This is a genomic window from Xanthomonas cassavae CFBP 4642, assembly GCF_000454545.1.
GTDB lineage: Bacteria > Pseudomonadota > Gammaproteobacteria > Xanthomonadales > Xanthomonadaceae > Xanthomonas > Xanthomonas cassavae.
Window position 1 is genome coordinate 2441631 of record NZ_CM002139.1, and the last position, 26917, is coordinate 2468547.

Below are 26917 nucleotides of genomic sequence, written 5' to 3' on the forward strand. Positions count from 1 at the left end.
GTGTGTTTCTTTGGTTACTTTCTTTGCACAAGCAAAGAAAGTGACTCGCCCCCCGAAGGGGGACGAAAGCTCTGCACTTGAATTTGCCTTGGCTCAACGCTTTTTAACTTTGCTTGTTAAGGGAACCTCTAAGGAAACTCTGAACAACTCCCCCTGATCCTGCGACAATCGCACAGAGGCACCAGGACGATGACGATGCAACTGACCTTCGGCGACGCGGAGTACAACAGCAAGCGCANGATGCGGCGATCAGCGGACAACTGGCGCGCGCCGGTTACATTGCCCGTGGCGGGCAGATCATTGATGCCAGCATCGTCAGTGCGCCGATCCAGCGCAACACGCGCGAGGAAAACGCGCGCATCAAGCAGAACGACATCCCGGAGGATTGGAGCGATGCCAAGCGCGCGCAGAAGGACGTGGATGCGCGCTGGACGAGCAAGCACGGCAGCTCCTATTACGGTTACAAGTTGCACGCCAATGTCGATCGTCGCTGGGGATTCATTCGCGTGCACGAGGTCAGCAGCGCGAACGTGCATGACAGCCGGTACTTCGAGCGGTTGCTGGATGCGGGTAATACCGCACGCATACTTCGTGCCGATAGCGCTTATGCCGACCGGGACCGTGAAGCCCGCTTGAAGCAAGAGGGATATCGTGTGGACATCCAGCACAAAGGTACACGCGGCAACGCATTGAGCTCGGCCCAGCAGCGGCGCAATCAGCGCATCGCGAAAGATCGGGTGTTTGTCGAGCACGCATTCGCGCGACTGACGCAACAAGGTGGCAAGTGTCTACGCACGCTCGGCTTGGCACGTGCGAAGGTGGTCATCGGATTGAAGGTTGCCGGCCATAACCTGCTGCGTCTGGCACGATTGCAGCAGGCCGGGATGCGGCCGGTATGAATGCCGCAGGCCAGAAGAACGCCTCGCGCGCAGCGTCGGCGAGCTGAGAGCTTGGCCAACCATGTCAGAGTGCTGATGTTTCGAAAGCATCGTCACCTCCATGCACGCGCTACATCGGCTCCGGCATGGTTATTCGAGGTGCCCTTAATGCGAAATATTGAAGTCAACGGCTTTCACGCCCTGTCGGGCGCGAGTCACTTTTCTTTGCTTGTGCAAAGAAGCGCTCTACGGCAGCCGAAGGCTGACCAAAGTAACCAAAAGAAAGCACACCCCGTCCTCGCGCCCTCCGCGCCTGCGGCGCTGCGGGTCCGCAAGTCCGGCAGAAACTTTTGTAAGGGACGTCCCTGTCCCTTACAAAAACGTCGCGCATCCATACGCGCCGCCCTGCGGGTTGTATCTGCCGGCCTTGCCGCTGCGGTATGGGGGCCTGTACGAGCCAAAAGCTGAAAGCAAAAGCAAAAGCAAAAGCAAAGCAAAAGCGCAGATCGTGAACCGAGAGGCGAGAGGCGAGAGGCGAGAGGCGAAGGGCAGGAGGCCTGAGGTGGGAGGAGGGGTGGAAGGGCCAAACTCACAAGGCGATGCCCGTTGGCGCCCCAGGCCGAGCTCAACCGGGAAACGGGCACCACTCGAGTAGTCGTGTAGCTCAGCTGGATACCAGCACCAGTGCCAGCCACATCCATCGCGCACCAGCGCGCCAGCCACACCTACGACGCGTTGAAGCTCGCCGCCAGCGTCCCCACCACCAATACCCATCCATCCACCAGGATGAACAACAGGATCTTGAACGGTGCCGAGATCAGCATCGGCGACAGCATCATCATGCCCATCGACATCAGCACGCTGGCGACCACCAGGTCGATGATCACGAACGGGATGAAGATCAGAAAGCCGATTTCGAAGGCGGTCTTCAGCTCGCTGGTCACGAACGAGGCCACCAGCACCGGGAACGGCACCGCGTCCGGGCCGGCGTACTTGCCGTCGCCGGCCATCCCGGCGAAGGTCATCAGGTCGGTTTCGCGGATCTGCGCCAGCATGAAGGCGCGCAGCGGCTGGGTGGTCAGCGTCCAGGCGGTGGAGAAGTCGATCTGGTTGTTGAGGTAGGGCTGCAGGCCGGCACCCCACATCTTCTGCCACACCGGCATCATCACCAGTGCGGTCAGGAACATTGCCAGGCCCAGCAGTACCTGGTTGGACGGGGTCTGGCCGGTGCCCAGCGCCTGGCGCAACAGGCCCAGCACGATGGTGATGCGGGTGAAGGCGGTCAGCACCAGCAGCATCGACGGCAGCAGGGTGATCGCCGTCATCAGCAGCAGGGTCTGCAGCGGCAGGCTGACCGGCTGGTCGCCGATGCGGCCCACGCTGACGTTCGGCAGGTTGGGCAGCTGGTTGGAGCCGGGCGGCACTGCTGCCGGGGTGGCCGCGGGAGCGGCAGCCGGTGCAGCGGCCTGCGCCATCGACGGCAGCGCGGCCGGCGTGGCGGCGGCCAGTGGCGGGCAGCTCATCACCAGCAGGATCAACACCAGGCGGAGGCTGCGCCCCCAGCGATTCCAGCTACTGAACATGTCACGGGTCCTTGCGCAGCTTCTGGGCGAGCAGCTGGGCGAAATTGGGCAGTTGCTTGAGGTTGGGCAGGCTGGGGGCTGGCGTGGGTGGCAGCGGTTCGGGCAAGGTGTGCAAGGTGGTGATGCCGCAGGCGGTCACGCCCAGCAGCAACTGCTGGCCATTGACCTCCACCACCACCACGCGCTCCTTGGCCCCCACCGCCAGGCTGGTGACCAGGCGCAGGCCCTCGCTGCTGCGGAAACCGCTGCCGGGCATGCGCTTGAGCAACCAGCCCAGGCCGACGATCAGCGCGAGCACCAGCAGCAATGCAAAGACTGCGCCAAACATGCTGGGCGTGGCCGGCGCCTGTGCGCCCACCTGGGTGGCCTTGGCCGCGACAGGCGCGGCAGCGGCCAGCAGGCCGATCACCGCAGCCTCCGGATCCGCTCGCTGGGGCTGACCACGTCGGTCAGGCGGATACCGAAACGGTCGTTGATGACCACCACTTCGCCGTGCGCGATCAGGGTGCCGTTGACGTACACGTCCAGCGGTTCACCGGCGCCGCGCTCCAGTTCCACCACCGAGCCCTGGTTGAGCTGCAGCAGGTTGCGGATCGGAATGCGCGCGCGGCCCACTTCCAGCGACAGCGTCACCGGCACGTCCAGGATCACGTCCAGGTTGAGGTCGGAGGCATTCTGGTCGTGCTCGGCCTGCAGGCTGTCGAAGGTGGCAGGCGAAGCGTCGAGGATGTCGGAGTTGATCATTTGCTGGAGTCCTGGGAGGGAACGGCACGCGGGGCTTGCACGCCGGGCGGGCGCACGGCGGTGATCTTGACGGCGTTGTTGCCGTTGGAGACGCCGAATTCGCCGGTGAATAACGGGATCTCTTCCACGCACAGCGGCACCTGGGCGGGCAGGTCGATCGGCAGGATGTCGCCGATCTTCAGGCCGGTGAGCTGGCGCAGGCTCATGCGCTTGCTGGCCAGCACGCTGGACAGGGTCACTTCGGCGGTGTCCAGCTGCTCGCGCAGCATCACGTTCCACGAGTCGTCGCGGTCGTTGCGGTCGCTCTGGATGCCGGCATCGAGCAGTTCGCGGATCGGCTCCAGCATCGAGTACGGCAGGGTGATGTGGATCTCGCCGCCGCCGCCTTCCAGCTCTACATGGAAGCGGCACACCACCACGTACTCGCGTGGGGTGACGATGTTGGCGAAGTGCGGGTTGATTTCCGAATTGATGTACTCGAAGTCCACGTCCATCACCGGCGCCCAGGCTTCCTTCAGGTCGGTGAAAGTCTGCTTGAGCATCAGCTGGATCACGCGCATCTCGGTGGCGGTGAATTCGCGGCCTTCGATGCGGGTGTGGAAGCGGCCGTCGCCGCCGAAGAAGTTGTCCACCACGGTAAAGACCAGGGTGGGCTCGAACACGATCAGCCCGGTGCCGCGCAGCGGCTTGAAGCGGATCAGGTTGAGGTTGGTTGGCACATACAGCGAGTGCATGTACTCGTTGAACTTGACCAGGTCGATGCCGCGCACCGACAGGTCGGCCGAGCGCCGGATCAGGTTGAACAGGCCGATGCGCCACAAGCGTGCAAAACGCTCGTTGACCATCTCCAGGGTCGGCATACGCCCACGGATGATGCGGTCCTGGCTGGACAGGTCGTACTGGCGGGCTTCGCCAGGCAACGGCTCCGGTTCGGTGTTGACCGCGCCCGAATCCACGCCATGCAGCAGGGCATCGATTTCGTCCTGGGAAAGCAGATCACTCACGCTCATGGGGCAGCCTTACTGGGTGACGAAACTGGTGAACAGCAATTCTTCGATGCATTTCTTGCCGGTTTCGCTGGTCATGACCTTCTGTGCTTCGGCCAGCGCGGATTTCTGCAGCTTCTGCTTGCCGGCCAGGTCGGCCACGTCGGTCGCCTTGACCTGCGACAGCAGCATCAGCAGGTGCGCACGGATGGCGGGGGCGTTCTCGGTGATGAGTTTGAGTTCTTCCGGCTCGCGGGTGACCAGTTGCACTTCGACCTGAAGATACTGCGGGCCGTCGCCGGGATCGGCCAGATTGACCACAATCGCCGGGTCCATCGGGAAGTACTGTGCCGGCTTTGGCACTTCGGCGACCTTGGGGGCGGCGTGCTTGCCGCCTTTCTCATCGCCCTTGTGGCCAAGAAAGAACCAGGCGCCACCGCCAGCGGCCGCGAGCACCACCACACCGATGGCGATCAGCAGGATGGGCTTCTTGCCGCCCTTCTTCTTCTCGTCTTTTTCTTCGGTCTTCTCGGTTTTCTTTGCGGCTGCCACAGTCTGCTCCAGGGGAATGCTCACCCAATGGAAGCAATCGGCGTGCCAAAACCGCGTCGGTTTCCCGGCGCGAGCGCGCAGCAACGCGAAATCTCCCCCGCAAGCCTTGCGCTGCGGGGAAGGGACTTGACGGCGGATGGCGTGGACAAGCGGGCGCGGCAGGTGCGCCGGGTGCAATCACGGCGCCCCGGGTCAGGCGTAGGCGTCCAGCAATCCACGCTGGCGTAACACGACCGACGGAATTCCGACGGCCGGGCTGTCGTCCAGTGTTAGGCCGTTGCCCTCGCTGGCGCCGCCATTGCGATTGCCGGACTGGCTCTGCTGTTGTTGGCTCACATCGGCCTGGCCGAGCTGGAAGCCGCTTTGACCAAGCATTTCGCGCAGCCGCGGCAGGCTCTGCTCCAGCGCCTGGCGGGTGTCGGCATGGGCGGCGGTGAAGCTGGCGTTGACCTTGTCGCCTTCCAGGTGCAGACGCACTTCCACCGGGCCCATCTCGTTGGGGGTGAGCTTGATGTGGGCGTGGCCGATCTTCTGGTCGGCCAGCCAGCTCAGGCGCGCGCCGATGGCATCGTCGAAGGTGTCGCTGCCCATTTCCGGGGTCGGCGTGGGCGAGGCGCTGAAGATCGGCGCCGGGTCCTGCAGGCGGGTGAGCGTGGGCGCGGCGGTGGGCAACACGAACGCCTGGGCATCCGGTGCGTCCACGGCGGCGGTGTCGTCGGCCGGGTCCAACGCCTTGACCGCCATGCTCATCAACGCGGCGGTCTGCGCGTCGCCGCTGACCGCAGTGGTCGAGGTTGGCTTGGCGCCTGCGGCGGCAGCCGGCGCGAACGCACCCAGGGCGGGCAGGGCCGTGGTGGCGGTTGCGGCATTGCCGGCTGTGGGTGCGGTGGCGTCGGTCGGCACTGCAGTCGCGCTCGGCGTGGCGCCGGCCGCATTGGCCATGCTGGCGGCCAGCGCTGCGGCAGCGGCGGCCAGCACATCGCCGCCCGGTACCGCCTGGGCCAGCAGGCTCATGCCAAAACCGCCCAGGCCGGCGGGCGGCCAGCCGGCTTCGGTGGGCGTGGCTGCATCGGCGGACGCGTCCTTGCTGTCCTTGCTGGCAGTTGCGCTCTTGCCAGTCGCGGTGGCGGCACTGCTGTCCTTGGCTGCCGGTTCCTTGGCGGGCTGGGCCGGCTTGGCATCGGCGTCCTGGGCGCGCGGGCGCTTGGTCGCATCGTCGGGCGCGTCATCGCCCTGTTCGTCGTCGGCGCGGTGCTTGTCGGATTGGCTGGATTTGGCGGCAGGCGGCTTGGCCGGCACGCGCTCGGGCGCCTGCGGCGGGGCGTGGTTGGGCGTGTTGGCCGGAGTGAGCATGCGCGCGAACTGGTCCTGCGCCGGGTCCTGCTCGGACGACGGATCGCTGTAGCTGGACTTCTTGCCGGTGCCGGCAAGCATGCCAAGGCCGGCGGCAAACGTGGACAGGGGGTTCATACGGCATCTCCGTGCGTATCTTCGGCCCGCGCCAGGCGCGAGCGGCGTGCGCCCAGGTCGTCCATTTCGCGCTGGTCGCGGCGTTCGATCACTTTGTTTTCCTGGGCGCGGTAACTGGCCGCCAGCTGTTCCAGCACCTGCTTCTCGCGGCTGGCCAGCAGCAGGCGGGTGCGTTCGGATTCGACCTTGGCGCGGTTGCTTTCCACGGTCTGGGCCTGTTGCAGCACGGCGCTGTCGAGCCGGTCCAGGAACGCGCGGCGGTTGCTCAGCGCCACCGCGCTGGTGCCGGCCATGTGGCTGTTGGCGTATTCCTCGGCGTAGCGGCGCAGTTCTTCCAGGCGCGACTGGTGGGTGTCCAGCACGCGCTGGCGTTCGGCCAGGTCGCGGGCGACCTTGTCTTCCTGTTCCTGCGCGCGGCGTAGCAATGGGTCGATCCGTTTGGACTGCATCATGGATTAGTTCTCCGGTTCGACCAGCTGCTGCAGGGCGGACAGGCTGTCGCTCAGGACCGAGGCCTTGTGCACGTCCTGGCCCAGGAATTCGACGATCTCCGGCCAGCGCGCCAACGCTTCGTCGGTGGCCGGGTCGCTGCCGCGCTGGTAGGCGCCGATGGCGATCAGGTCGCGGTTGGCGGTGTAGGCGGAGAGCAGCCGCTTGAGCTTGCGGATACGCAGGCGCCAGGTGTCGTCGGCGATGTCCTGCACCACGCGGCTGACCGAGGATTCCAGGTCGATGGCCGGGTACAGGCCGCTGTCGGCCACCCGGCGCGAGAGCAGGATGTGGCCGTCCAGGATGGCGCGGGCGGCGTCGGCGATCGGGTCCTGCGGGTCGTCGCCTTCGGTCAGCACAGTGTAGAAGGCGGTGATCGAGCCGCGGCCCTTGGCGCCGTTACCGGCCCGTTCCACCAGCGCCGGCAATTTGGCGAACACCGACGGCGGGTAGCCGCGGGTGGTCGGCGGCTCGCCGACCGACAGGCCGATCTCGCGCTGCGCCTGCGCAAAGCGGGTCAGCGAGTCCATCAGCAACAACACGTTCAGGCCCTGGTCGCGGAACCATTCGGCAATGGCGGTGGCGCGGTAGGCGCCATGCAGGCGTGCCAGCGGTGGGCGGTCGGCCGGCGCGGCCACGACCACGGCGCGGCGCAGGCCTTCTTCGCCCAGGGTGGTTTCGACGAAATCGCGCACTTCGCGGCCACGTTCGCCGATCAGCCCGACCACGATCACGTCGGCCGAGGTGAAGCGGGTCATCATGCCCAGCAGCGTCGATTTACCGACGCCGGAGCCGGCGAACAGGCCCACGCGTTGGCCACGGCCGATCGGCAGCATGGCGTTGATGGCGCGTACGCCCACGTCCAGCGAGGTGGTGATGGGCTCGCGCGCCAGCGGGTTGATCGACACGCCGGCCATGCCGATGCTGCCTTCGGCGCGGATCGGGCCCTTGCCGTCCAGCGGGGTGCCGTCGCTGTCGATGACGCGGCCGAGCAGGCCTTCGCCCACTTCCACGCCGCCGCGGCGCCGCGAGGGCACCACGCGCGCATTCGGCAGCAGGCCGTGCAGTTCGGCGCTGGGCATCAGGTAGGTCCGTTCGCCGGCAAAGCCGACCACTTCCGCATCCACCCAGCCGCCGTCCACCTCCACCTTGCAGGTGGCGCCCATCGGCGCTTCGCAGCCGGTGGCTTCCAGGGTCAGGCCGACCGCGCGGCGCAGGATGCCTTCGCGGATCAGGGTGCGGCCCGCGGCCGGGTCCAGGCCCAGGCCGCCCAGGCGGGTGGCCAGGCGCAGATTGCGTGCATCCAGCCAGTCGGCCGGGGTGGCTCCCAACAAGGCGCTCACAGGCCTGCTCCGGATTTACGCATGACTGTCTCCAGCGCAGCCCGCAGGCGCGCGTCCAGGGTGCCGTCCACGCGCACGCTCTCGGCATGCACGCGCAGGTCGCCGCGGCTCAGGCTCATGTCCGGGGCCACGCGGGTGGTGCTGCTGGGCGCCAGGTGCGGCAGCAGCGCGGTGATGTCGTCCGGGTGCAGGCGCACCTCGACCTCGCGGCCGGCGCCGCCGACCGCATCCACGGCTTCGCCGACCAGTTCGGCCAGCAGCTGCGGATCGGCCTGGTAGGCACGGCCGACCAGCTGGCCGGCGATGCGCACGGCCAGCTCGCCGAGCGCGCCGACCACTTCGTTTTCCAGCCGCGCCAGCGGGCGGGTGAAGTTGTCCAGGATGCCGTCGATCTGCGCGGTGAGGCGGCGCACTTCCGATTGGCCCTGGGCAAAGCCTTCGGCATGGCCGCGGGCGAAGCCCTCCTGCTGGGCGGCGTCCTCGATGGCCTGGATCTCTTCCAGGGTCGGCGGGCGCAGCACCGGCTCGAGCATGGCCGGTTCGTCGTACTCCGGCTCCGGTAGGGCCGGGGCCATGTGCAGGTCGGGGGCCAGCCAGCGGGTGACCACGTCGTTCATACCATCGCCTCCGCACCGGCGCCGCCGAGGCTGATGGCGCCTTCGTCAGCCAGGCGGCGGACGATGGTGAGGATTTCCTTCTGCGCCGCTTCCACGTCGGCCAGGCGCACCGGGCCGCGCGCTTCCATGTCCTCGAGCAGGATTTCGGCCGCGCGCTGGGACATGTTGCGGGTGATCTTCTCGCGCACCTTGACGTCGGCGCCGCGCAGGGCCAGGCCCAGGCGCTCGCCGGAGACTTCGCGCAGCAGGGTCTGCAGGCCGCGGTCGTCCAGGTCCACCAGGTTGTCGAACACGAACATCAGGTCCTGGATCTTGGTGGCCAGGTCGGCGTCGATCTTGCTGATCTCGCCCAGCACGCCCTGGTCGGCGCCGGTGTCCAGGAAGTTGAGGATGTTGGCCGCCACCTTGATGCCGCCCACGTTCGACGACTTCAGGTTCTGGTTGCCGGCGAACTGGCGTTCCATGATGTCGTTGAGCTCGCTCAGGGCATTGGGCGGAATGCCGTCCAGCGTGGCGATGCGCAGCAGCACGTCGGCGCGGGTGCGCTCGGGCAGCAGCTTCAGCGCCTCGGCAGCCTGGTCGCTGTCCAGATGCGCCATCACAATCGCGATGATCTGCGGGTGTTCGTTGCGCACCAGGTCGGCGACGGCGCGCGGGTCCATCCACTTCAGGGTGTCCAGGCCGGTGGTGTTGCGGCCCAGCAGGATGCGGTCGATCAGGCCACCGGCCTTGTCGGCGCCCAGCGCCTGGATCAGCACGTTGCGGATGTAGTCGTCGGCGCCCACGCCCAGCGAGGTCTTGCCGGCCAGTTCGCCGTTGAAGTCGTCCATCACCTTTTCGACCTGATCGCGCGAGATGCCGGTCATGGTGGCCATGGCGATGCCGATCTTCTGCACCTCCTTGGGGTCCATGTGCTTGAGCACTTCGGCGGCGTCGCTCTCACCCAGCGACAACAGCAGCACCGCGGCGCGCTGCACTCCGGTCATCGGTTGTGTTTCAGGCTTCACTGGCGACCCATCCCTTCACGACTTGTGCAACACGTTTTGAATCGGCTTTGACGGCCTCGCGGGCCACGCGCATGCGTTCTTCGTAGGCGTCCGGCAGAGCGATCGCGGTCTTCTTGTCCTGACCGATCTGCGCGGTGTCTTCTTCCAGGCGGGGCATCAGGTCGTCGTCTTCATCGACCATCCGCACGTCGGCGCTCTGCGGAGTGCCATCGTTGCCAGCCTTGCGTTGCTTGTCCTTGACCGCGGTCACGCCGGTGAGCTGGCGCAGGGTGGGGCGCACCACGCCGAACAGCAGCGCCAGCACCACCACCGCACCGACCAGCAGGCGCAGACCGTTCTGCAAGCGCGGGTCTTCCCACCACTTCGGACCTTCTTCACCGGCTACCGCTTCGCGCACGAACGGGGCATTCATCACCGACACCGTGTCGCCACGTGCCGCGTCGAACCCTACCGCCTGCTTGACCAGGCCCTCGATGCGGGTGAGCTCGGCGGCAGTGAGCGGCTGCTCGACCATCTTGCCCTTGGCACCGGGGCGCGGGACGTTGTCCAGCAGCACCGCCACCGACACCCGCTTGATGCGGCCGGCCGGCTGGCGGGTGTGTTGCAAGGTCCGGTCCAATTCGTAGTTGCGGGTGGCGCTCTTGGAACTTTCGGTCGGCGCGGCCGGGGCGGCGGCCTGGCCAGTGGCAGCGCCCGGGGTGCCCGGGGCGCCGGCGACGGCCGGAGCCGGCGGCTGGCCAGGGCTGTTGCTGGTGGCGCCCGGAGGGCCTTGCGGGCCGGTGGCGCTGGTGCTGGAGTCGCTGACCTGCTCGCTGCGCAGCTTGGCCGGCTCGCCGTTGTAGAGTTCGCGGGCTTCCTCCACGACCGAGAAGTCCATGTCCACGCTGGTTTCCGGATTGACCCGGCCCGGGCCGGTCATCGGCTCCAGCAGTTCGCGGATGCGCTGGTTGTAGGAGCTTTCCTGGCGGCGCACCTGTTCGAACTGGGCGGCGTGCTGGGCGGCGTCGCTGTTGGGGTCGGCGATGGAGAGCATGCGGCCGCTCTGGTCGACCACGGTCACCCGTTCGGGGGTCATGTCCGGGATGCTGGACGCCACCAGATTGACGATGGCATCGACCTGGTTGCGCTCCAGGCCCTGGCCGCCGCGCAGTTCCAGCACCACCGAGGCGCTGGCCACATCGCGCTGGCGGGTGAAGGCGCTGGGCTTGGGAATGGCCAGGTGCACGCGGGCCTCGCGGACCGGGCGCAGGGTACCGATGGTGCGCGACAGCTCGGTCTCCAGGGCGTGCTGGTAGCGTGCGCTTTCCACGAACTGGCTGACGCCGAAGCCGGGGTCCTTTTCCATCAGTTCGAAGCCGCCGCCGGTTTCCTTGCCGGTCAGGCCGGAGCCGGCCAGCTTCAGGCGGGCGTCGTACAAGCGGTCCTGCGGCACCGAAATGGCGCCGGTGGCCTGGTCGATCTTGTAGGGGATCTGCGCAGTGCGCAGCAGGTCGGCCGCCTCGGCATTGCCCTTTTCATCCAGGCCGGTGTACAGCGCCTGGTAGCCGGGCTTCTGCGACCAGAAGAACACCGCCAGACCCGCCGCGACCGCCAGGGCGATCATCGCCATCATGGTCAGCTTGCGGGTGATCTGCAGGCTGCGGACACGGTCGAACCACTGACCCGCCTTCTCGGCGTTCTGGTTCACGTTTTCTCTGCTGATCGCGAGTGCCATGTGTCGTCAATCCTTACAGCGGCATGTTCATGACGTCCTGGTAAGCCTGGACGAGACGGTTACGGACTTCCACGGTGGCGCGGAAGGCCACCTGGGACTGCTGGGAGGCGACCATGACCCGGGCCAGATCGGCACTGGGGTCGCCCATTTCGAACGCCTTGGAGAGCGCGCCGGCCTTCTGCTGCGCTTCGTTCACGCCGCCGACGGCGCCGCGCAAGGTTTCGCTGAAGCTCGGTACCTGGGTGGCCGGGGTTCCCTGTGTTCCGGCCAGCCCCTGGATCTGATTGCCGCGCGCCGCATCGCCCACCGCGCCCATCGGGCCTTGGCCCATCTGCGTCTGGTAGCTGCGGATCTGCGAGAGGATGGAGGTGACGGAGTCGCTCATGGGTGCGGTCAGCCAGGGAGGCATCCACCCCGCTGCAAGCGGCGTGCCGAAATGGCGCCGGGATTCCGGCGCGGGGCGTTCCTGCCGCACCTGTCGTGGTCGCGTCGCAGCGATATTGCCCCCATCCGCCCTTCGGGCACCTTCCCCCGCCAGCGGGGAAGGGAACCGATGGATGTCAGTCGCAGGGCAGCCGACAGATCACGCACGGCCAGGTTTTCCTTCTCCCGCCAGCGGGAAAAGTGACCGGTGGATGGTCAGTTGCAGCGCAGCGAAAGATCGTGAGCTGCCATGAGTTCCTTCTCCCGCTGCGGGAGAAGGTGGCGCGCAGCGCCGGATGAGGGCGCGCCGTCAATTCACATGCAGCCAGACATTCCTTCAACTGCAAACGGGAAAACGCTGAACAGCCCGCTCGCGCTAGTCCGGCAACCAGGCGGCTCGCCAGGTGTCCAGATTGCTGCCGCTCAACATCCAGTCGCGTCGCACCACCTCGCGCAAGGCCGCACCCTTGGCGCGTGCTGCGTCAAGGTCGGCCAAGTGCTCGCGGATGGCCCCGATCCAGTCGCGATACCGGTTTTTCACCAGCGTCACCGGCAGGGTGCCCTGGTAGCAGCGCACATCGCTGGCGATCACCGGATAACCGCAGGCACCGTATTCGAGCAGGCGCAGATTGCTCTTGCACTCGTTGAACAGGTTCTGCTCCACCGGCGCCAGCGCCAGATCCAGATCCAGCGCCGCCAGCGCGGCGGGGTACTGGTCGATCGGCACGCCCGGCTGGAACCGGTGAATATGCTGGCGCAGTGCGAACGGGTACATCCCCATGAACACCCATTCCACCTCGCCGGCGAGCTCCTTCACTACGTCGGCAATCAGTTCCAGGTCGCCGGTGTGGCTGGCGCCTCCAGCCCAGCCGATCCGCGGCTTGCTACCCTGGCGTTGGGCCCGCGCAGGCAGATGTTCCCACCAATGCGGCGGCAGGCGGTTTTCGGCCACGCGAATATCGCTGTGCAGCCCGGCAAACGCCTCGGCCAGGGCAGGAGTGGAGACCACGAAGCGGTCCACCATGCCCAGCCCGCGCCGTACGGTTTTGAGAATGTCCTTGGGCATGTGTTCGCGGTGGGCATTCTTCAGCGGAAGATTGGGCAGGTAATCGTCCAGCTCGTAGACTTTGAATGCGCGCGACAACGCCTTCATCCGCCGCATCGCCTCCAGACGCGCCTCGCCGACCTGCCGTTGCAGGATCACCACGTCGGGATCCTGACGCGCCAGGTCGGCGATCTCCAGATAGCCGTTGAACAGCACCCCTTCGGCCAGTCCGGCTTCGCGCAAGGCGCGCAGCGGCTGGATCACCCGGTAGTGGCCGCAGCCTTCAATGTCGGCCGGCAACGCCATCACGCGTGGCAGCGGCCGCCACGACTGCAGTGGACGCCAGCTGGCGCGCGGGTCGGCCAGCTGGAAGCCGGCGCCCGGGTCCAGCGAAAACCCCGGGTTGTAGGCCGGGTCGTTGGCCATCAGCGGCAGCCAACGCGCATACATCGCTTCTTCGTCCAGCACGGTGGCGGCGGGCGCGTCCAGCGGGTCGATCAGTAGCTGCGCGCGCGCTGCGAACACATTGAGGTAGCCGGCCTGGTGCAAGCGCAGGCACAGGTCCGCATCGCTCCACGGCGCCAGTTCCGGCTCAAGCGCAAAACCGCCAGCCTCCAGGAACAGCTGGCGCGGCAGCATCAGGCACTCGCCACTCAGCGCGGCGTAGTTCTGGTCCAGCTGCAGGCGTTGCAGGTAACCGGAGTCGTCGAAGGCGTTGCCTTCGAACGCGCGTGCCACCGGCGCCCCCAGGCCCAGCAACAGGCCGGCATGGTGCACGGTGCCATCGCCGCGCAGCAGCTTGCCGGCCACCGCGCCCACCTCCGGCCGCAGCGCGTGGTTGAGTAGTTGTTCCAGCCAGTCTGCCTTCATCACTGCCGCGCCCGCGGCCAGCCACAGCAGCACGTCCCCACGCGCATGCTCGGCGGCGGCATTGCAGACCGCTTCGCGCGCTGGTTCGGCGTCAAAGCGCAACACGCGGATCTGCTGCATGCCCAACGCGTCGATGCCGGCCAGCCAGTCGCGCAGGTCTGGCGCGGTAGTGCCGCGGTCCAGCAGCAACACTTCGTAATGCGGGTAGGCCGTGTTGGCCAGGATGCTTTCCAAGCAGCGCTGCACCTGCGGCAGGCGACCATCGACCAGCACCAGAATGCTGACCAACGGCTGCTGCGCATGGCGGTAGTCCAGGGCATGACGGCCAGGGCCGGCGCTGTGCACCTGCGCATCCACGTAGCCGCGTGCGACCAGATGCCGCGCAATGGCCTGGTGTTCGTCGGCATCGGCATGCCGGGTCTGGGCGGAGGCCACCAGCAGCGGTTCGGCGATGTGCTGCACACTGGCCAGCCCATGGCGTTCGACCAGCCCCAACTGGTAATCCAGCTCGAAGGCCGCGCCCGGACCTTGCGGAAACCCGCCATCGTCCACCAGCGTGGCCTGGCGGAACAGCCAGTGCCGCGACAGCGTGGACGGCGCGCTCAGCAGTGCGTCCAGATACAGCGCTGGCCGCAGCGCCAGCCCCAGCTGGCGGTTGTCCAGCGCCACCACCTCGTCGGCGTAGACCGCCTGGCAGGTGTCTGGCAGCGCGAGCAGGCCCAGCGCCACCACGGTCAGCCCGCTGAGGGTGAACACGGCACCGGCGTCGACCAGCAGCACCCAGTCGATAGCCTGCTGCGCGGCGATGGCCCGGTTGAGTGCCGGCACCAGGCCGTGGTTGTCGATCAGCAACCCGCGTTCGGCGTCGCGGACCTGCGCCGGCGAGGCGCTGAGCACCCAGGCCTGCTGGTTTGGATAGCCGCCGGGCGCCTGCAGGCTGGCCAACGTGGCGGCCACGGCGGCGGCATCGCCATACCGGTCGATCAGCATCACCGCAATCCGAGGCCCGCCGGCATGCGCCTGCAGGCGCGCGTCGATCAATGCACGCTGCACCTCACTGGGGTACCGCACGCCCAGCCAGGTGGCCGGCGACACCTGTTCGGTCATGCCGGCGCTGCGCATCAGCGCATTGACCAGATCCACCGGCTTGAACACGCGCGCCTTGTGCGGGCTGAGCGGTGCCACACGCACCTGCCGGTTGTCGCCGTGCTCGCGGCGCCAACCAAGTTGACGGATGCCCTGGCGCAGGTCTTCATGACCCTGATCGCCGACCCCGACCTGAGCGCGGCCGGCCTGGCTGAATTGCGCGCTGGAGACGCGGAACTGCGTGAGCGGGCTGGCCAGGAACGCCAGGTTGCCATGGCGCAGCAGCTTGACGTAGATCGCCAGATCGCCGACCCAGTCAATGGCCTTACCGTTCAACGCCATCAACCCGTTGCCCAACGCCAACAGATCCGCACGCCGTGCCAGCACGCAACTCGGCTCACCGATGAAATTGATGGTGTGGTCGGCCAGGAACGACACCAGCTCCGGGCCATCGACCAACACATCGTCGGCGAACGGGAAACAGGTGGCCGGGATGTCCGGCAGTGGCTGGCCGTCGTCATCGATGCGTTGCCGGCGCGAGGAAGCCATCGCCGTGCCCGGGTTGCGCTCGTGCGCTTCCACCAGCTGCGCGACGCAATCCGGCTGCAACACGTCGTCGTCGTGCAGGAACTTGACGTACTCGCCCTGCGCCAGACCGATCCCCTTGATCGTGCTGGCGAGCTCGCCAAGCCGTGGCGTGTTGCGGTGGTAGCGGATCGGGAACGGGGCGCTCGCCAGCTTGGGCGACAGCAGGGCCTCGATCGCGCCATCGGCATCGTCGTCGCAGATCACCAGCTCCAGTGCGGTGTAGGTCTGCGTCAGCGCGCTCTCCAGCGCCTGCGCGAAGTACGAAGCCTTGTAGGTAGGCATGACGATACTGACGAGGGCGTTGGAAGTCATGCAGAGCGGACCGTGTTCAAGGGTTGGGGAATTGGACTCACTGCATTGTCGGGATTCGGAAACCAAACGTATACAGACATGGCCGCGACTGGGGCCTGCCACTGGAACATGCTTACTTTGATTATCCGGCGTGAAGATGTTGAGTTCAGCCAAGCCTGAAATGCGCTGAGTTGCGTGTGGCTGCGCCGGTGCCGAACTTCAAATGAGGGCTGGTTCCCGAAAAGTCGATCGATAACAATGCTAAGGATGGTCTGATCAACGCAGCCGGAAAACGAAACACGCCACATCCGCCGCGCTGAGGGCGCTCAACCCCCCGGTTTTTTGCCGTTTTCGGCATGTTTTCGGGGTATTGCNCCGCGTCGCCGAAGGTCAGTTGCATCGTCATCGTCCTGGTGCCTCTGTGCGATTGTCGCAGGATCAGGGGGAGTTGTTCAGAGTTTCCCTAAGTTGATGAGGCTGCTGGCTGGTGCTGGAGTGTTAAAAGTCAAGAGAGTATCCGCTGTTGAAGGGTTGCTAATTCAAGAAAAATTCCGCTTTAAAGTAATAATTTTTTAAGGCTATTTTGAAACAATGTAATTCTCAATTTTCTGCTTAAGGAGCGTCATGTCATGTCGGACGCAATCTCGGGCGCCAATATTTATGTAAAACGCGGGACGCGTGCGCAGTTTGATGCTGCCGCGACAGCTGGTGAACTCGCTGCCAGCGAGCCATATTTCATCAGTGATGAAGGCCGGTTCGCGATGGGGACTAACGCAAATAGCTATGCCACTTACGCGATTGCCTTGACTCAGGATTTGTCTTTGTACGTCTCCAGCACGGGCAGCGATTCCAATGATGGGCTAACTGCTGCCACGGCGTTCCAGACCATCCAGCGTGCTGTAACTGTGGTGCGAACCCGCTATTCCTTATGTGGCTATACGGCAATCATCAATGTCGCAGACGGAACTTACGTAGAAAATATCGTAGTGGGCAGCGTGACAGGTGGCTTCTTGAGGTTTGTAGGTAGTACGTCTGCTATTTGGCGCAACACCGCAGGATACCTGCTTACAATGAATGAGGGTGGCGCGGTTCAGGTTTCTGGTTTCACTTTAGGTGGTGGGAGTACCGTAAACGGCATACTGATTAGAAATAGAGCGTTGTGCAGTTTCCTGGGTGGGCACGTGTTTGCGGTGATGACCGGTTTCCAAATCGTCGCAATTGCCAATGATGTCTGTTACGTCAACGGCAACTACAGGGCACCTCGAATAACCATGCCGGAGTCGATGTGGCGCATGCATGGAGGTGACGATGCTTGGAAACATCAGCACTCTGACATGGTCGGCCAAGCTCTCAGCTCGCCGACGCTGCGCGCGAGGCGTTCTTCTGGCCTGCGGCCGACGTCCCCCCAAGTTTGAGTAGCGCCTTAGTTTGGAGTCCAATTCCCTACCCCGAGGAGATTGGACGTGAAGAAGCGTTTTTCCGAAGAACAGATCATTGGCTTCNNNGTGCCAGACGCAGCAGGTTATGGCCGGCAACCTTCAATCCGATGACCACCTTCGCACGTGCCAAGCCGAGCGTGCGTAGACACTTGCCACCTTGTTGCGTCAGTCGCGCGAATGCGTGCTCGACAAACACCCGATCTTTCGCGATGCGCTGATTGCGCCGCTGCTGGGCCGAGCTCAATGCGTTGCCGCGTGTACCTTTGTGCTGGATGTCCACACGATATCCCTCTTGCTTCAAGCGGGCTTCACGGTCCCGGTCGGCATAAGCGCTATCGGCACGAAGTATGCGTGCGGTATTACCCGCATCCAGCAACCGCTCGAAGTACCGGCTGTCATGCACGTTCGCGCTGCTGACCTCGTGCACGCGAATGAATCCCCAGCGACGATCGACATTGGCGTGCAACTTGTAACCGTAATAGGAGCTGCCGTGCTTGCTCGTCCAGCGCGCATCCACGTCCTTCTGCGCGCGCTTGGCATCGCTCCAATCCTCCGGGATGTCGTTCTGCTTGATGCGCGCGTTTTCCTCGCGCGTGTTGCGCTGGATCGGCGCACTGACGATGCTGGCATCAATGATCTGCCCGCCACGGGCAATGTAACCGGCGCGCGCCAGTTGTCCGCTGATCGCCGCATCGATATCTCCGATCACGTCATTGTTCTTCAGCCGCTCGCGCCATACCCAGATCGTCTTCGCATCCGGCACCTTGCCGCTCTTCTCCAGACCGACGAACCGAACGAAGCTACGCCGATCCAGCAACTGATACTCCAACGCATCGTCGGAAAGGTTGTACAACTGCTGCAACAGCAACACCCTGATCATCACCTCAGTCGGCCACGCTGGCCGGCCACCCTTGGCCTTCGGCCCGAGCGACAGCCTCGCATCCACCGCACGGGCAATACCGCCAAAGTCGATGTGACGCGACAACACGGCCAGCGGATCACTCAATTGCTGACGTTTAGCATCACGTTCTTCACCGGCGAACAAACTGATCATCTGTAGCACCCTCCGCTAGCATCGCATTACGTCAATGATGACAGGATCCTGGGGTTTTTAGAGGTTTCCTACAGTATCACTGGAGGTGGCATTACCACTATGGGGTATACGATGGTGGTCAACTGATTATTGGTGGCGTCACCGTTACACTGACAGGTGCGCCGGCTTTTACTGCCTTTACTAACGTTGGTCGCGTTGGTAGCATAAATGGCGGTGACAGCGTGTTTACCTTCTCCGGAGCGGCCACGGGTCAGCGGTATCAAATATACACAAATGGGGTGATTTGGGTTAACGGAAAAGGTCCAAATGTCTTTCCGGGAAACGCGGCGGGAATGGTTGTTGCCGGCGGCACTTACTTACTGATGTCAGAATTTTTGAAGGCTGTTCGTTCGTAAAGACCTGCAGTCCTCATTCAGAACGGCGATTTGCCAAGCTGGCGCGCTGCGAGCCCGGCTCACGTACGCCCTGCGGGAAATCGATATAGCCCTAATTGCCAATGCTTGGCTGGTTGCTGGCGGCAAACGGTGAATGGAGCTGCCAGCAACCTGGGCGCCAGCACCCCTCAATGACGGCTTTGGCATTGGTGTCGACTCGACGCGCCCCACCGTTGAGGTCGCACGTGCCGAGGTATTCCACTACCTTGAGATGTCCTAAAACCCAAGACGCAATGTTCCAATGGCGATCTGTCATCGGTAGAGTTCGAATGGCTACGCGCACCACTGTCCTGCGTGTCTACAAACCCTGGGCATATCAGGTGAACTCCAACCAGTTCCGAGTAGTACGGATCAATCGGGAAGAGGCACTAGAACAGATACCGGCGCAGTTCGTCCATATCCAGCAAATCGTCGGCGATTCCGTGCGTCGCGATCAGTTCGCTGTATTGCTGGGTATCGTAAGCGAGGGCGCCACGTACCGCTTGCAGTTCCGCCGCCGCGAAGTCCGGAGCTGGCTCGTCGAAAGCGAGTTCGCCACAGGAAAAGACGAATGGAACCGGCTCCGTGTCAGGCACATGGCCGATCAGACGCGTCAGGAACGTGGCGCGGTAATGCGGCTCCTTCAACCGGCCGAGCGACACCAGTAGAATGTCCTCGGGCTGATAGCGCGCGACGAACGCGCGTAAACCGATGTAGTAGAAGCTGGCTTCGAGCATCGACAGGAAGGGGAACTGACGCCGCGACATCAGGAACTGCATTTCGTAGTCGGCGCGTTCGGTGAAGGTGGTCGTGCGTAGCCGTGTGGTCTCGGCCTGGAAATGGCGTTGCACATGCGGAAAGGACTTGCGTGGAAAGGATAACGCAGTGATGTCTCTCAGTAAATCCAGGGGGACCACGTCCGAGCGCGAGCCGGCTGGTGTTCTATCAGTGATGCAGCCGCCATGCTGGTGATAATCGGCAAACATTTGCGTAGCCCTAGCGCCGCCAAGTGCTGCAATCTTCTTAAAGCGATACGCGCTCCAGGCCCGTTCCAGGGGGTTCCTCAGGCACAGGACGATCTTGGTTCGCTGCTCCGGGAGACGCGCAATCACGTGTGGGCTCATCGCATAGGCGACGCTGGCATCGAGCCAGGGCCGCTCTGCCGGCAATGGTTGTGTCGCACCTTCCGCGAGATAAGTATATGGCTCCTTGATGCCAGGTAGGATGAAGCGGGCGAGGCCATTGCTGTCGATCCAGCTGGCCAAGGCTGTGGTACCGCCTTTTTCTACGCCAGCTAAAAAATGTAATCGGGCTTCATTGTGCCATCCTTCCTTGCCGGATACCGATCGAGGGAGGCGTGTATCGATTTGCTTGCATAGTCTTCGCTAACTCCACTCTATATAGAGGGTGTGGCGGAAAATAAATTCGAATAGCTTCGCCAAATTCAAGCATTACCATGTCTTTACTGTCTGTGTGATTAAGTCGCATGCCTTTATCGGTGTTATCAACGGGTAGCTATGAATGATGCGGCTAGAAACAATAAAGAACCATCGCATCGGGGCATAACCGATCCTGATTAGCCCTGACCATCAGCCGCCTGTCGCAGGATCTGCGCCGCGCTGGGTGGATGCTGCTGTCACCTGAAGCCAACGAGGTGGCGTGATGAGTATCAATGCCGTGCAGTTCCAAGCGGGATTGTCGATGCCTGAGTTCTTCGCGTCCTACGGCACCGAAGCCAAGTGCTATCGCGCGCTTTACAAGTGGCGCTGGCCGCAAGGCTTTCGTTGCCCTGTTTGTGCCGGACGCGTGCGCTCGCGTTTCAAGCGGGGTGCTGCGATCTACTACCAATGCAGCGCGTGCCGGCATCAGACCAGCCTGATTGCAGGCACGATGTTCGAAGGCACCAAGCTGCCGCTGCGCACCTGGATGCTGGCGTTGCACCTGCTGACCTCGACCAAAACCAACATGGCCGCGCTGGAGTTGATGCGGCATCTGGGCGTCAACTACAAGACGGCCTGGCGGATGAAACACAAGATCATGCAGGTTATGGCCGAGCGCGAATCCATGCGGAAACTGGCGGGTTTCGTGCAGATCGACGATGCCTATCTCGGCGGCGAGCGTAACGGTGGCAAGGCCGGACGCGGATCGGAGAACAAACAAGCGTTCCTGATTGCGGTGCAGACCGATGCCACCTTCACCGCGCCGCGCTTTGTGGTGATCGAGCCGGTGCGCAGCTTCGACAACACCTCGCTGCAGGACTGGATTGCCCGTCGCTTGGCGCCCGAATGCGAGGTCTACACCGATGGGCTGGCCTGCTTCCGCCGGCTAGAAGACGCCGGCCACGCGCACACCACGCTGGACACTGGCGGTGGTCGTGCCGCGACCGAAACGGCCGGTGCACGTTGGCTCAACGTGGTGCTGGGCAATCTCAAACGCGCCATCAGTGGCGTGTATCACGCCATCGCGCAAGGCAAATACGCAAGGCGTTACCTGGGAGAAGCGGCCTATCGTTTTAATCGTCGATTCCGCTTGCGCGAGATGCTGCCACGACTTGCCACGGCCATGATGCAATCCACACCATGCCCAGAGCCGGTTTTACGTGCAGCGAGCAATTTTCATGGCTGAGAGTCGGGGCTAATCAGGAAAATTTATTGTTTGCGGATCGGTTTGCAGATCCGAGATTCGAGTGTTGGCAAAATCAGCCAATGTTATTGCCATTGTTGATGACTTCCTGCGCGAGCGTCAGAGTCACATATTCGGAATACCCGTCATCAGCTCGGACACCTGGATCGAGTTGGCCGTAGGCCAAGGCGATGTGACGTCTTGCATTCTGACTCCAGGCGGAACTGCTTTTCAGCATTTCATTAAAATAGCCAATCAGTGGAACCTGCCAACACTACTTCCGTTGCAGTTTTTGCATTTATTGGAAATATGCGGCATCGACCATAGCGGGGAGACTGGCCGCTTTTTCTGGTATGGTTACGAATTCTTCAATTCCACCTTTGACAATGTCGATTGCCTAGTTAAATTTACCGACAATCTTGCTGATCAACATTCGCAAATTTCATGGCTATGCATCTTGCTTTATAGGCTAACACTGAATCCATTTTATCTTGAAGCATGTGCTGTAGGCCATGGCGCAGACGATTTCAACCTCAACTCATACTCCACCAACCGCCAATTCTTCAAGTTCAATGATCGAGAGGTTTACGTTGATGGTGGCGCCTTCAACGGCGACACGATCGAGGGTTTCTTGCGCGCATGCAAGGGACAGTTCAAAAGAATCCACTCTTTCGAACCATCCAATCAGAATAACAATTTAATCCGCTCGCGCCTCAATTTACTTCAGGATCAATATCTTAAGCCATTGGCACCAGCCATTACTTTGCATGAGAAAGGGTTGTGGGATAGCAGTACGACATTGAAATTTAACCCAGGACAAATTGTTCCAGATTTCGAAATTCCCGGCTTTGTTCAAACCCAGTCCGCGCACCTAGTGGAATCGAACATTATCAGCCATATATATGAAAAATCGCGCGAAGAAGATATAGCGATAACCGTGCCGGTCACGACTATTGACGAGGCCACGGAAAGGGCAGCGACATTCATCAAACTGGAGATCGAGGGGTCCGAGCTCAAGGCGCTGCATGGCGCACGAGAGACAATCCTGAAAAACCGCCCCCAAATGGCGATCTCCGCTTATCATAAGCCCGAGGATCTGTTGACGCTAACCAATTTCGTTACTGAAATGGAAAAGGACTATGAAATTGGCTTCAGGCAACACAATCGGTTACCTGATTAGCCCCGACTCTCAGCCATGAAAATTGCTCGCTGCACGTAAAACCGGCTCTGGGCATGGTGTGGATTGCATCATGGCCGTGGCAAGTCGTGGCAGCATCTCGCGCAAGCGGAATCGACGATTAAAACGATAGGCCGCTTCTCCCAGGTAACGCCTTGCGTATTTGCCTTGCGCGATGGCGTGATACACGCCACTGATGGCGCGTTTGAGATTGCCCAGCACCACGTTGAGCCAACGTGCACCGGCCGTTTCGGTCGCGGCACGACCACCGCCAGTGTCCAGCGTGGTGTGCGCGTGGCCGGCGTCTTCTAGCCGGCGGAAGCAGGCCAGCCCATCGGTGTAGACCTCGCATTCGGGCGCCAAGCGACGGGCAATCCAGTCCTGCAGCGAGGTGTTGTCGAAGCTGCGCACCGGCTCGATCACCACAAAGCGCGGCGCGGTGAAGGTGGCATCGGTCTGCACCGCAATCAGGAACGCTTGTTTGTTCTCCGATCCGCGTCCGGCCTTGCCACCGTTACGCTCGCCGCCGAGATAGGCATCGTCGATCTGCACGAAACCCGCCAGTTTCCGCATGGATTCGCGCTCGGCCATAACCTGCATGATCTTGTGTTTCATCCGCCAGGCCGTCTTGTAGTTGACGCCCAGATGCCGCATCAACTCCAGCGCGGCCATGTTGGTTTTGGTCGAGGTCAGCAGGTGCAACGCCAGCATCCAGGTGCGCAGCGGCAGCTTGGTGCCTTCGAACATCGTGCCTGCAATCAGGCTGGTCTGATGCCGGCACGCGCTGCATTGGTAGTAGATCGCAGCACCCCGCTTGAAACGCGAGCGCACGCGTCCGGCACAAACAGGGCAACGAAAGCCTTGCGGCCAGCGCCACTTGTAAAGCGCGCGATAGCACTTGGCTTCGGTGCCGTAGGACGCGAAGAACTCAGGCATCGACAATCCCGCTTGGAACTGCACGGCATTGATACTCATCACGCCACCTCGTTGGCTTCAGGTGACAGCAGCATCCACCCAGCGCGGCGCAGATCCTGCGACAGGCGGCTGATGGTCAGGGCTAATCAGGTAAATTTTTGATTTTTAAGGAAGTCCGGTGGCGCCCGATCAAACCACGCAGGAAAAATTCCATGTGGTTGCGCAAGCGAATCACGAAGTTCACAAAGACATCTCTAATAAGCTGTTGCTTGGAAAAAAAAAGGATACATAAACACAGGCTCTATTTAGATGATGGGGAGTTTTGATAAAAAAATCGTATGGAAGGCCGGTATATACTTCCAGGTGTTAAGTCTGGGGAATGAGGCTTTCCACTAGTCAGGAGAGGACGCGCGCGCCGTCCGGCATAAGGGCGTCATAGAAACATCGGTCAGGCAGTACATCGGGCAACACGGAATGCAGCAGCCATTCACAGCGCCGACCAATGCGTGCCTGGCGAGGTGCCACACTGCCACTGCCTAGGGTGCTGCCCTGGCCGATTTGCGCGCCTTGCCCTAGTTGTACGCCGGCATGCAATGTCACACTGGAGCCTACGCGGACATCCGCCTCAACGATAATTTGGCGATCCAGCCAGCTACCTGCACCAATGCGGCTACGCGGTGCCAGATTGCAGCCTGGGCCGATGTATACATTGCCCATCAGTTCCACTCCATCAGCAATGATGGTCTGCGGCGAAATCAGATTAATCGTGCGATAGCCAGCCAATCTCACCTCGGCGAGCAGCTTATGCCGGGCATAGTTCACCGCGCGCTCGTCCAGCGCTACGAACACTTCGGTCTGTGCCGCAGGAAAACGGGCGAACAGTTCCTCCAGATCGAAGGTGTGGCGATCAGTGGTCGGCAGTTCGAGCGTGGTGTGTTCCAGGCTACAGGCCTGCGCAGTAGCTTGGGCTTTTGCGAGCGCCGCGCCATGGCCTAACAACACTAGCGCTTTCAAGCAGTCTCTCCCAGCACGTTTTCCCGATACCAGAGATGCTGCTGCACCAGATGCGCTTCGTAGTCACCATGCATGAACGAATTGGAATAGGGGCCAAGTCCCTGCTGTAGGCGTTCCAGTACTAGCGTGTCTTCGGCGATAACGGTTCGTTCGCCGCGAATCAGCGTACTCAGCAGCGCGGTAAAGTCGGTGCTCGCGCTCTTGCGACGGGCGGTCATCATCCACAGGTGGTAGTTAGTCACGCCTGGAGACACCGGTTCGTATTGCTGCAACAGGAAGTGCTCACCGCGGACGCTGCAGAAGTTGACGTTCGGATAGATGAACCAGTTGTAATAGATATGATCAGCGCCATAGGTGTCGCACAGCGCGTTGAACCACGATACATAAGGTTGCAGGGGCGCTTTCGTCGGGTAGCTGAGCGTGCTCAGTGCTGGCGCCTGGCCATGTTGAATCAATTGCTTCACGATCGATGGCGCATCTGTGGCAGTGCCTGTCGATTTGACCTGTGTCGTCAGGGCGGGCAGGAAGGTCTTCGGATGCACGAATGGGACATGGTTGTAGTCCTTCACGTTCTCCATATTGAGCTTCCAGTTGTAGTGAACCCGATGCTGGCTATGGATCACCTGCGTGTCCAGGTGCGAGGACGCTTCGCGCAACTGCTGCAGGAAAGGAGCGGTGAACTGCGTCTCCAGTGGCAACGGTTGCTCAGCCAGGTTGACGAACAACAACCCGCCAACTTCCTCCAGCGCCAACTTGCGCAGGCAGATGCCCGCACGTTCGTGCTCATCGAAGCGATAGAGCTCGGCGTTGGGCATGGCACGCAGCTCGCCTTCCGGGCCAAACGACCAGGCGTGGTAGGGGCAGACGAGCGGGCGCTGGCCGACATCGCTGATCTGGATCGCAGACAACCGGTGCGGACATTGGTTAACGAAGGCGCGCACACCTGCGCTGGTTCGCTGCACCAGCACCGGGATACCTGCGATCGTGCGGGTGAAGAATTGATTGCGCTCGCGCACCATCGTGCTGAAACCAACAAAGTTCCATAGCTGTCCGAACAGGCGCTCGCGTTCCAACGCGAAGGTCTTTTCGCTGGTGTAGTGCCGCGCGTCCAGCACGTGGCGCGTCATCGCCCGCACCGGCGCGGGCAGTCTGGCGTCCTCATGCTCATGAGCTGGAGACCGGTTTGTTGAAGATCGCGCGTGCCGGGTTGCCGACCACAGTCTGGCCCGGCGCGACATCGTGAAACACTACAGCTCCCATGCCCACCACCGATCGTTCGCCGATGGTGATGCCTCGTGCTATCAGGGCTCCGGAATTGATCACCGCGCCATGGCCGACGGTGACGTGGCCGGCGAGCACGCAGCGAGGTGCGATGTGTGCGTAATCGCCGACCACCACGTCGTGGCCCAGCAACACTTCCTGGTCGATGAAGGCATAGCTGCCGATGCGACAATCGACGCCACAGTTCACGTCATAGCCGAAATAAGTCGGCCCGTACACGGTGCGTGTGCCGAGGCTGCAGCGGGTGCGGATCGAGACGAACTCGGCTCCCGCTGCCACCAGTGGTGTGACCTGACGTTCGCGTGAAAGCGGGTCGCCGATCGCGGCAACGAACAATTGATCCGCACGCGGAGCGAACTCGGCCGGGTGGCCCAGCCAGGGGTAGTACAGCGCGGCTGGCACAGTGTCTCGGCCACGCTCGTCCAAGAAGCCGGCAATGACCCACTCGATGCCATGGCTATAGTCCACCTGCAGTTGCGCCAAAACTTGGCGTCCCAATCCGCCGGCTCCGAGGATGACGATCTGCTTCATGTGTGCTCCTCAGCTGATTGTCAGGCCGCCGTCCATCACCAGGCTGGTGCCGGTGATCCAGCGGCTGGCACCGGACAGCAGAAAGATGGCGGCGTTGGCTACGTCGTCGGGTTGCCCGAAACCAAGCGGATAACTGCTGCGTTCGGTCTCCAGCGAGCCCACCACCTGGGCAGTGGCGTCTAGCAACGGGGTATCGACCAGCGCCGGCGACAGGCAGTTGACGCGGATGTGCCGCTTGACTACTTCCATCGCCAGGCAGCGCGCGTAGGCGATCAACGCGGCCTTGGAGGCAGAATAGGCACCCACGCCTGCCACGCCGATATGCGCCGCGATCGATGCGATGAACACGATGGCGCCATCGGCGGCGATCAGGTTGCGTTTGAGCAGACCCTGGGTCAGCAGAATTGGCGCGTCGACGTTGGTCGCCTGGACCTCGCGTAGGTGAGCCTCACCGACCATCCGTGCTGGACATAGCCGCGAGATGCCGGCGCTATGAACCACGCCATGCAGCGGCGCCGAAAGCGAGTCGACGAGCGAAGCGCGCTCAGTGGGCACTGTCAGGTCGGCACGCAGCGCCTGGTGCGGCCGCTCGCTGATGGCCCGGAGATCAGCCAGGGTGGCGTCCAGGCGTTGCGGATCGCGTCCATTGACGATCAACTCGCCGCCCATGCGTGCGCAGCCCAGGGCGATCGCGCGGCCCAGCCCTGAACTGGCGCCGCTGACCAGGATGCGCTTATCGGCAAGGCTGAAGGGATTGAAGGATAGGGAGTCGTTCACGGGATCTC

General features: G+C 62.8%; 24 protein-coding genes. 4 read left to right on the forward strand and 20 right to left on the reverse strand.

Annotated features, from left to right (window positions below):
- Positions 1 to 278: 278 nt before the first annotated feature.
- Positions 279 to 899, forward strand: a complete 621-nt coding sequence (locus XCSCFBP4642_RS0110775) for an IS5 family transposase (RefSeq protein WP_235048299.1) — start codon at positions 279 to 281, stop codon at positions 897 to 899.
- 704 nt (positions 900 to 1603) lie between these two features.
- Here the strand turns inward: XCSCFBP4642_RS0110775 and fliP are convergent.
- The 13 genes from fliP to XCSCFBP4642_RS0110840 all read right to left on the reverse strand — a co-directional run bounded on the left by fliP (position 1604) and on the right by XCSCFBP4642_RS0110840 (position 15677).
- The gene (fliP, locus tag XCSCFBP4642_RS0110780) at positions 1604 to 2461 is read right to left on the reverse strand and encodes a flagellar type III secretion system pore protein FliP (protein WP_029219787.1); all 858 of its coding nucleotides are present in this window, start codon (positions 2459 to 2461) and stop codon (positions 1604 to 1606) included.
- 1 nt (position 2462) lies between these two features.
- Positions 2463 to 2870 carry a flagellar biosynthetic protein FliO gene (gene fliO / locus XCSCFBP4642_RS0110785; protein WP_029219788.1) on the reverse strand — a complete coding sequence of 136 codons (408 nt, stop codon included), beginning with the start codon at positions 2868 to 2870 and terminating at the stop codon, positions 2463 to 2465.
- A complete protein-coding gene (fliN, locus tag XCSCFBP4642_RS0110790; RefSeq protein ID WP_029219789.1) occupies positions 2867 to 3205 on the reverse strand; it encodes a flagellar motor switch protein FliN in 339 nt (112 codons plus the stop codon). Before fliN ends, fliO begins: the two co-directional genes overlap by 4 nt.
- Entirely contained in the window at positions 3202 to 4215 is a 1014-nt protein-coding gene (gene fliM / locus XCSCFBP4642_RS0110795) for a flagellar motor switch protein FliM (protein ID WP_029219790.1), read from the reverse strand. Before fliM ends, fliN begins: the two co-directional genes overlap by 4 nt.
- Positions 4216 to 4224: 9 nt before the next feature.
- Positions 4225 to 4767, reverse strand: a complete 543-nt coding sequence (locus tag XCSCFBP4642_RS0110800; RefSeq protein WP_029219791.1) for a flagellar basal body-associated FliL family protein — start codon at positions 4765 to 4767, stop codon at positions 4225 to 4227.
- 168 nt (positions 4768 to 4935) lie between these two features.
- Positions 4936 to 6213 (reverse strand): flagellar hook-length control protein FliK, encoded by a 1278-nt coding sequence (locus XCSCFBP4642_RS0110805; protein WP_029219792.1) that lies wholly within the window; start codon positions 6211 to 6213, stop codon positions 4936 to 4938.
- Positions 6210 to 6665 (reverse strand): flagellar export protein FliJ, encoded by a 456-nt coding sequence (fliJ, locus tag XCSCFBP4642_RS0110810; protein WP_029219793.1) that lies wholly within the window; start codon positions 6663 to 6665, stop codon positions 6210 to 6212. The genes XCSCFBP4642_RS0110805 and fliJ overlap by 4 nt, the downstream gene beginning before the upstream one ends.
- Positions 6666 to 6668: 3 nt before the next feature.
- Entirely contained in the window at positions 6669 to 8045 is a 1377-nt protein-coding gene (gene fliI / locus XCSCFBP4642_RS0110815) for a flagellar protein export ATPase FliI (RefSeq protein WP_029219794.1), read from the reverse strand.
- Positions 8042 to 8662: a FliH/SctL family protein gene (locus tag XCSCFBP4642_RS0110820; RefSeq protein ID WP_029219795.1), complete on the reverse strand. Its 621-nt coding sequence runs from the start codon at positions 8660 to 8662 to the stop codon at positions 8042 to 8044. Before XCSCFBP4642_RS0110820 ends, fliI begins: the two co-directional genes overlap by 4 nt.
- On the reverse strand, positions 8659 to 9648 hold the full coding sequence (gene fliG, locus XCSCFBP4642_RS0110825) for a flagellar motor switch protein FliG (RefSeq protein WP_029219796.1): 990 nt from the start codon (positions 9646 to 9648) through the stop codon (positions 8659 to 8661). Before fliG ends, XCSCFBP4642_RS0110820 begins: the two co-directional genes overlap by 4 nt.
- A gap of 10 nt (positions 9649 to 9658) precedes the next feature.
- Entirely contained in the window at positions 9659 to 11383 is a 1725-nt protein-coding gene (gene fliF / locus XCSCFBP4642_RS0110830) for a flagellar basal-body MS-ring/collar protein FliF (protein WP_029219797.1), read from the reverse strand.
- Between the two features lie 13 nt (positions 11384 to 11396).
- Positions 11397 to 11768 carry a flagellar hook-basal body complex protein FliE gene (gene fliE / locus XCSCFBP4642_RS0110835; protein ID WP_029219798.1) on the reverse strand — a complete coding sequence of 124 codons (372 nt, stop codon included), beginning with the start codon at positions 11766 to 11768 and terminating at the stop codon, positions 11397 to 11399.
- A gap of 414 nt (positions 11769 to 12182) precedes the next feature.
- Positions 12183 to 15677: a glycosyltransferase gene (locus XCSCFBP4642_RS0110840; protein ID WP_029219799.1), complete on the reverse strand. Its 3495-nt coding sequence runs from the start codon at positions 15675 to 15677 to the stop codon at positions 12183 to 12185.
- 638 nt (positions 15678 to 16315) lie between these two features.
- On the opposite strand from XCSCFBP4642_RS0110840, the gene XCSCFBP4642_RS28540 reads away from it, so the two are divergent.
- Positions 16316 to 17101 (forward strand): hypothetical protein, encoded by a 786-nt coding sequence (locus tag XCSCFBP4642_RS28540; RefSeq protein ID WP_152527254.1) that lies wholly within the window; start codon positions 16316 to 16318, stop codon positions 17099 to 17101.
- Between the two features lie 76 nt (positions 17102 to 17177).
- Here XCSCFBP4642_RS28540 and XCSCFBP4642_RS0110845 read toward each other — a convergent pair whose 3' ends face one another.
- Positions 17178 to 18179 carry an IS5 family transposase gene (locus XCSCFBP4642_RS0110845; protein ID WP_029219800.1) on the reverse strand — a complete coding sequence of 334 codons (1002 nt, stop codon included), beginning with the start codon at positions 18177 to 18179 and terminating at the stop codon, positions 17178 to 17180.
- An 802-nt stretch (positions 18180 to 18981) separates the two neighbouring features.
- Entirely contained in the window at positions 18982 to 19857 is an 876-nt protein-coding gene (locus XCSCFBP4642_RS29650; protein WP_200859750.1) for a hypothetical protein, read from the reverse strand.
- 397 nt (positions 19858 to 20254) lie between these two features.
- Between XCSCFBP4642_RS29650 and XCSCFBP4642_RS0110855 the strand changes: the two genes are divergently transcribed.
- Both XCSCFBP4642_RS0110855 and XCSCFBP4642_RS0110860 read left to right on the forward strand, forming a co-directional pair.
- Positions 20255 to 21217: an IS1595 family transposase gene (locus tag XCSCFBP4642_RS0110855; protein WP_006448937.1), complete on the forward strand. Its 963-nt coding sequence runs from the start codon at positions 20255 to 20257 to the stop codon at positions 21215 to 21217.
- 61 nt (positions 21218 to 21278) lie between these two features.
- Positions 21279 to 22394: an FkbM family methyltransferase gene (locus tag XCSCFBP4642_RS0110860; protein ID WP_029219802.1), complete on the forward strand. Its 1116-nt coding sequence runs from the start codon at positions 21279 to 21281 to the stop codon at positions 22392 to 22394.
- A 9-nt stretch (positions 22395 to 22403) separates the two neighbouring features.
- Here the strand turns inward: XCSCFBP4642_RS0110860 and XCSCFBP4642_RS0110865 are convergent, their stop codons facing one another.
- From XCSCFBP4642_RS0110865 to XCSCFBP4642_RS0110885, 5 genes are all read right to left on the reverse strand, one after another.
- On the reverse strand, positions 22404 to 23366 hold the full coding sequence (locus tag XCSCFBP4642_RS0110865; protein ID WP_006448937.1) for an IS1595 family transposase: 963 nt from the start codon (positions 23364 to 23366) through the stop codon (positions 22404 to 22406).
- 336 nt (positions 23367 to 23702) lie between these two features.
- Entirely contained in the window at positions 23703 to 24320 is a 618-nt protein-coding gene (locus tag XCSCFBP4642_RS26950; RefSeq protein WP_084624488.1) for an LbetaH domain-containing protein, read from the reverse strand.
- Entirely contained in the window at positions 24317 to 25447 is a 1131-nt protein-coding gene (locus XCSCFBP4642_RS0110875; protein ID WP_029219804.1) for an aromatic ring-hydroxylating oxygenase subunit alpha, read from the reverse strand. Before XCSCFBP4642_RS0110875 ends, XCSCFBP4642_RS26950 begins: the two co-directional genes overlap by 4 nt.
- Positions 25448 to 25484: 37 nt before the next feature.
- Positions 25485 to 26132, reverse strand: a complete 648-nt coding sequence (locus tag XCSCFBP4642_RS0110880; protein WP_029219805.1) for an acetyltransferase — start codon at positions 26130 to 26132, stop codon at positions 25485 to 25487.
- Positions 26133 to 26141: 9 nt separating this feature from the next.
- The gene (locus tag XCSCFBP4642_RS0110885; RefSeq protein ID WP_029219806.1) at positions 26142 to 26909 is read right to left on the reverse strand and encodes an SDR family NAD(P)-dependent oxidoreductase; all 768 of its coding nucleotides are present in this window, start codon (positions 26907 to 26909) and stop codon (positions 26142 to 26144) included.
- Positions 26910 to 26917 lie beyond the last annotated feature (8 nt).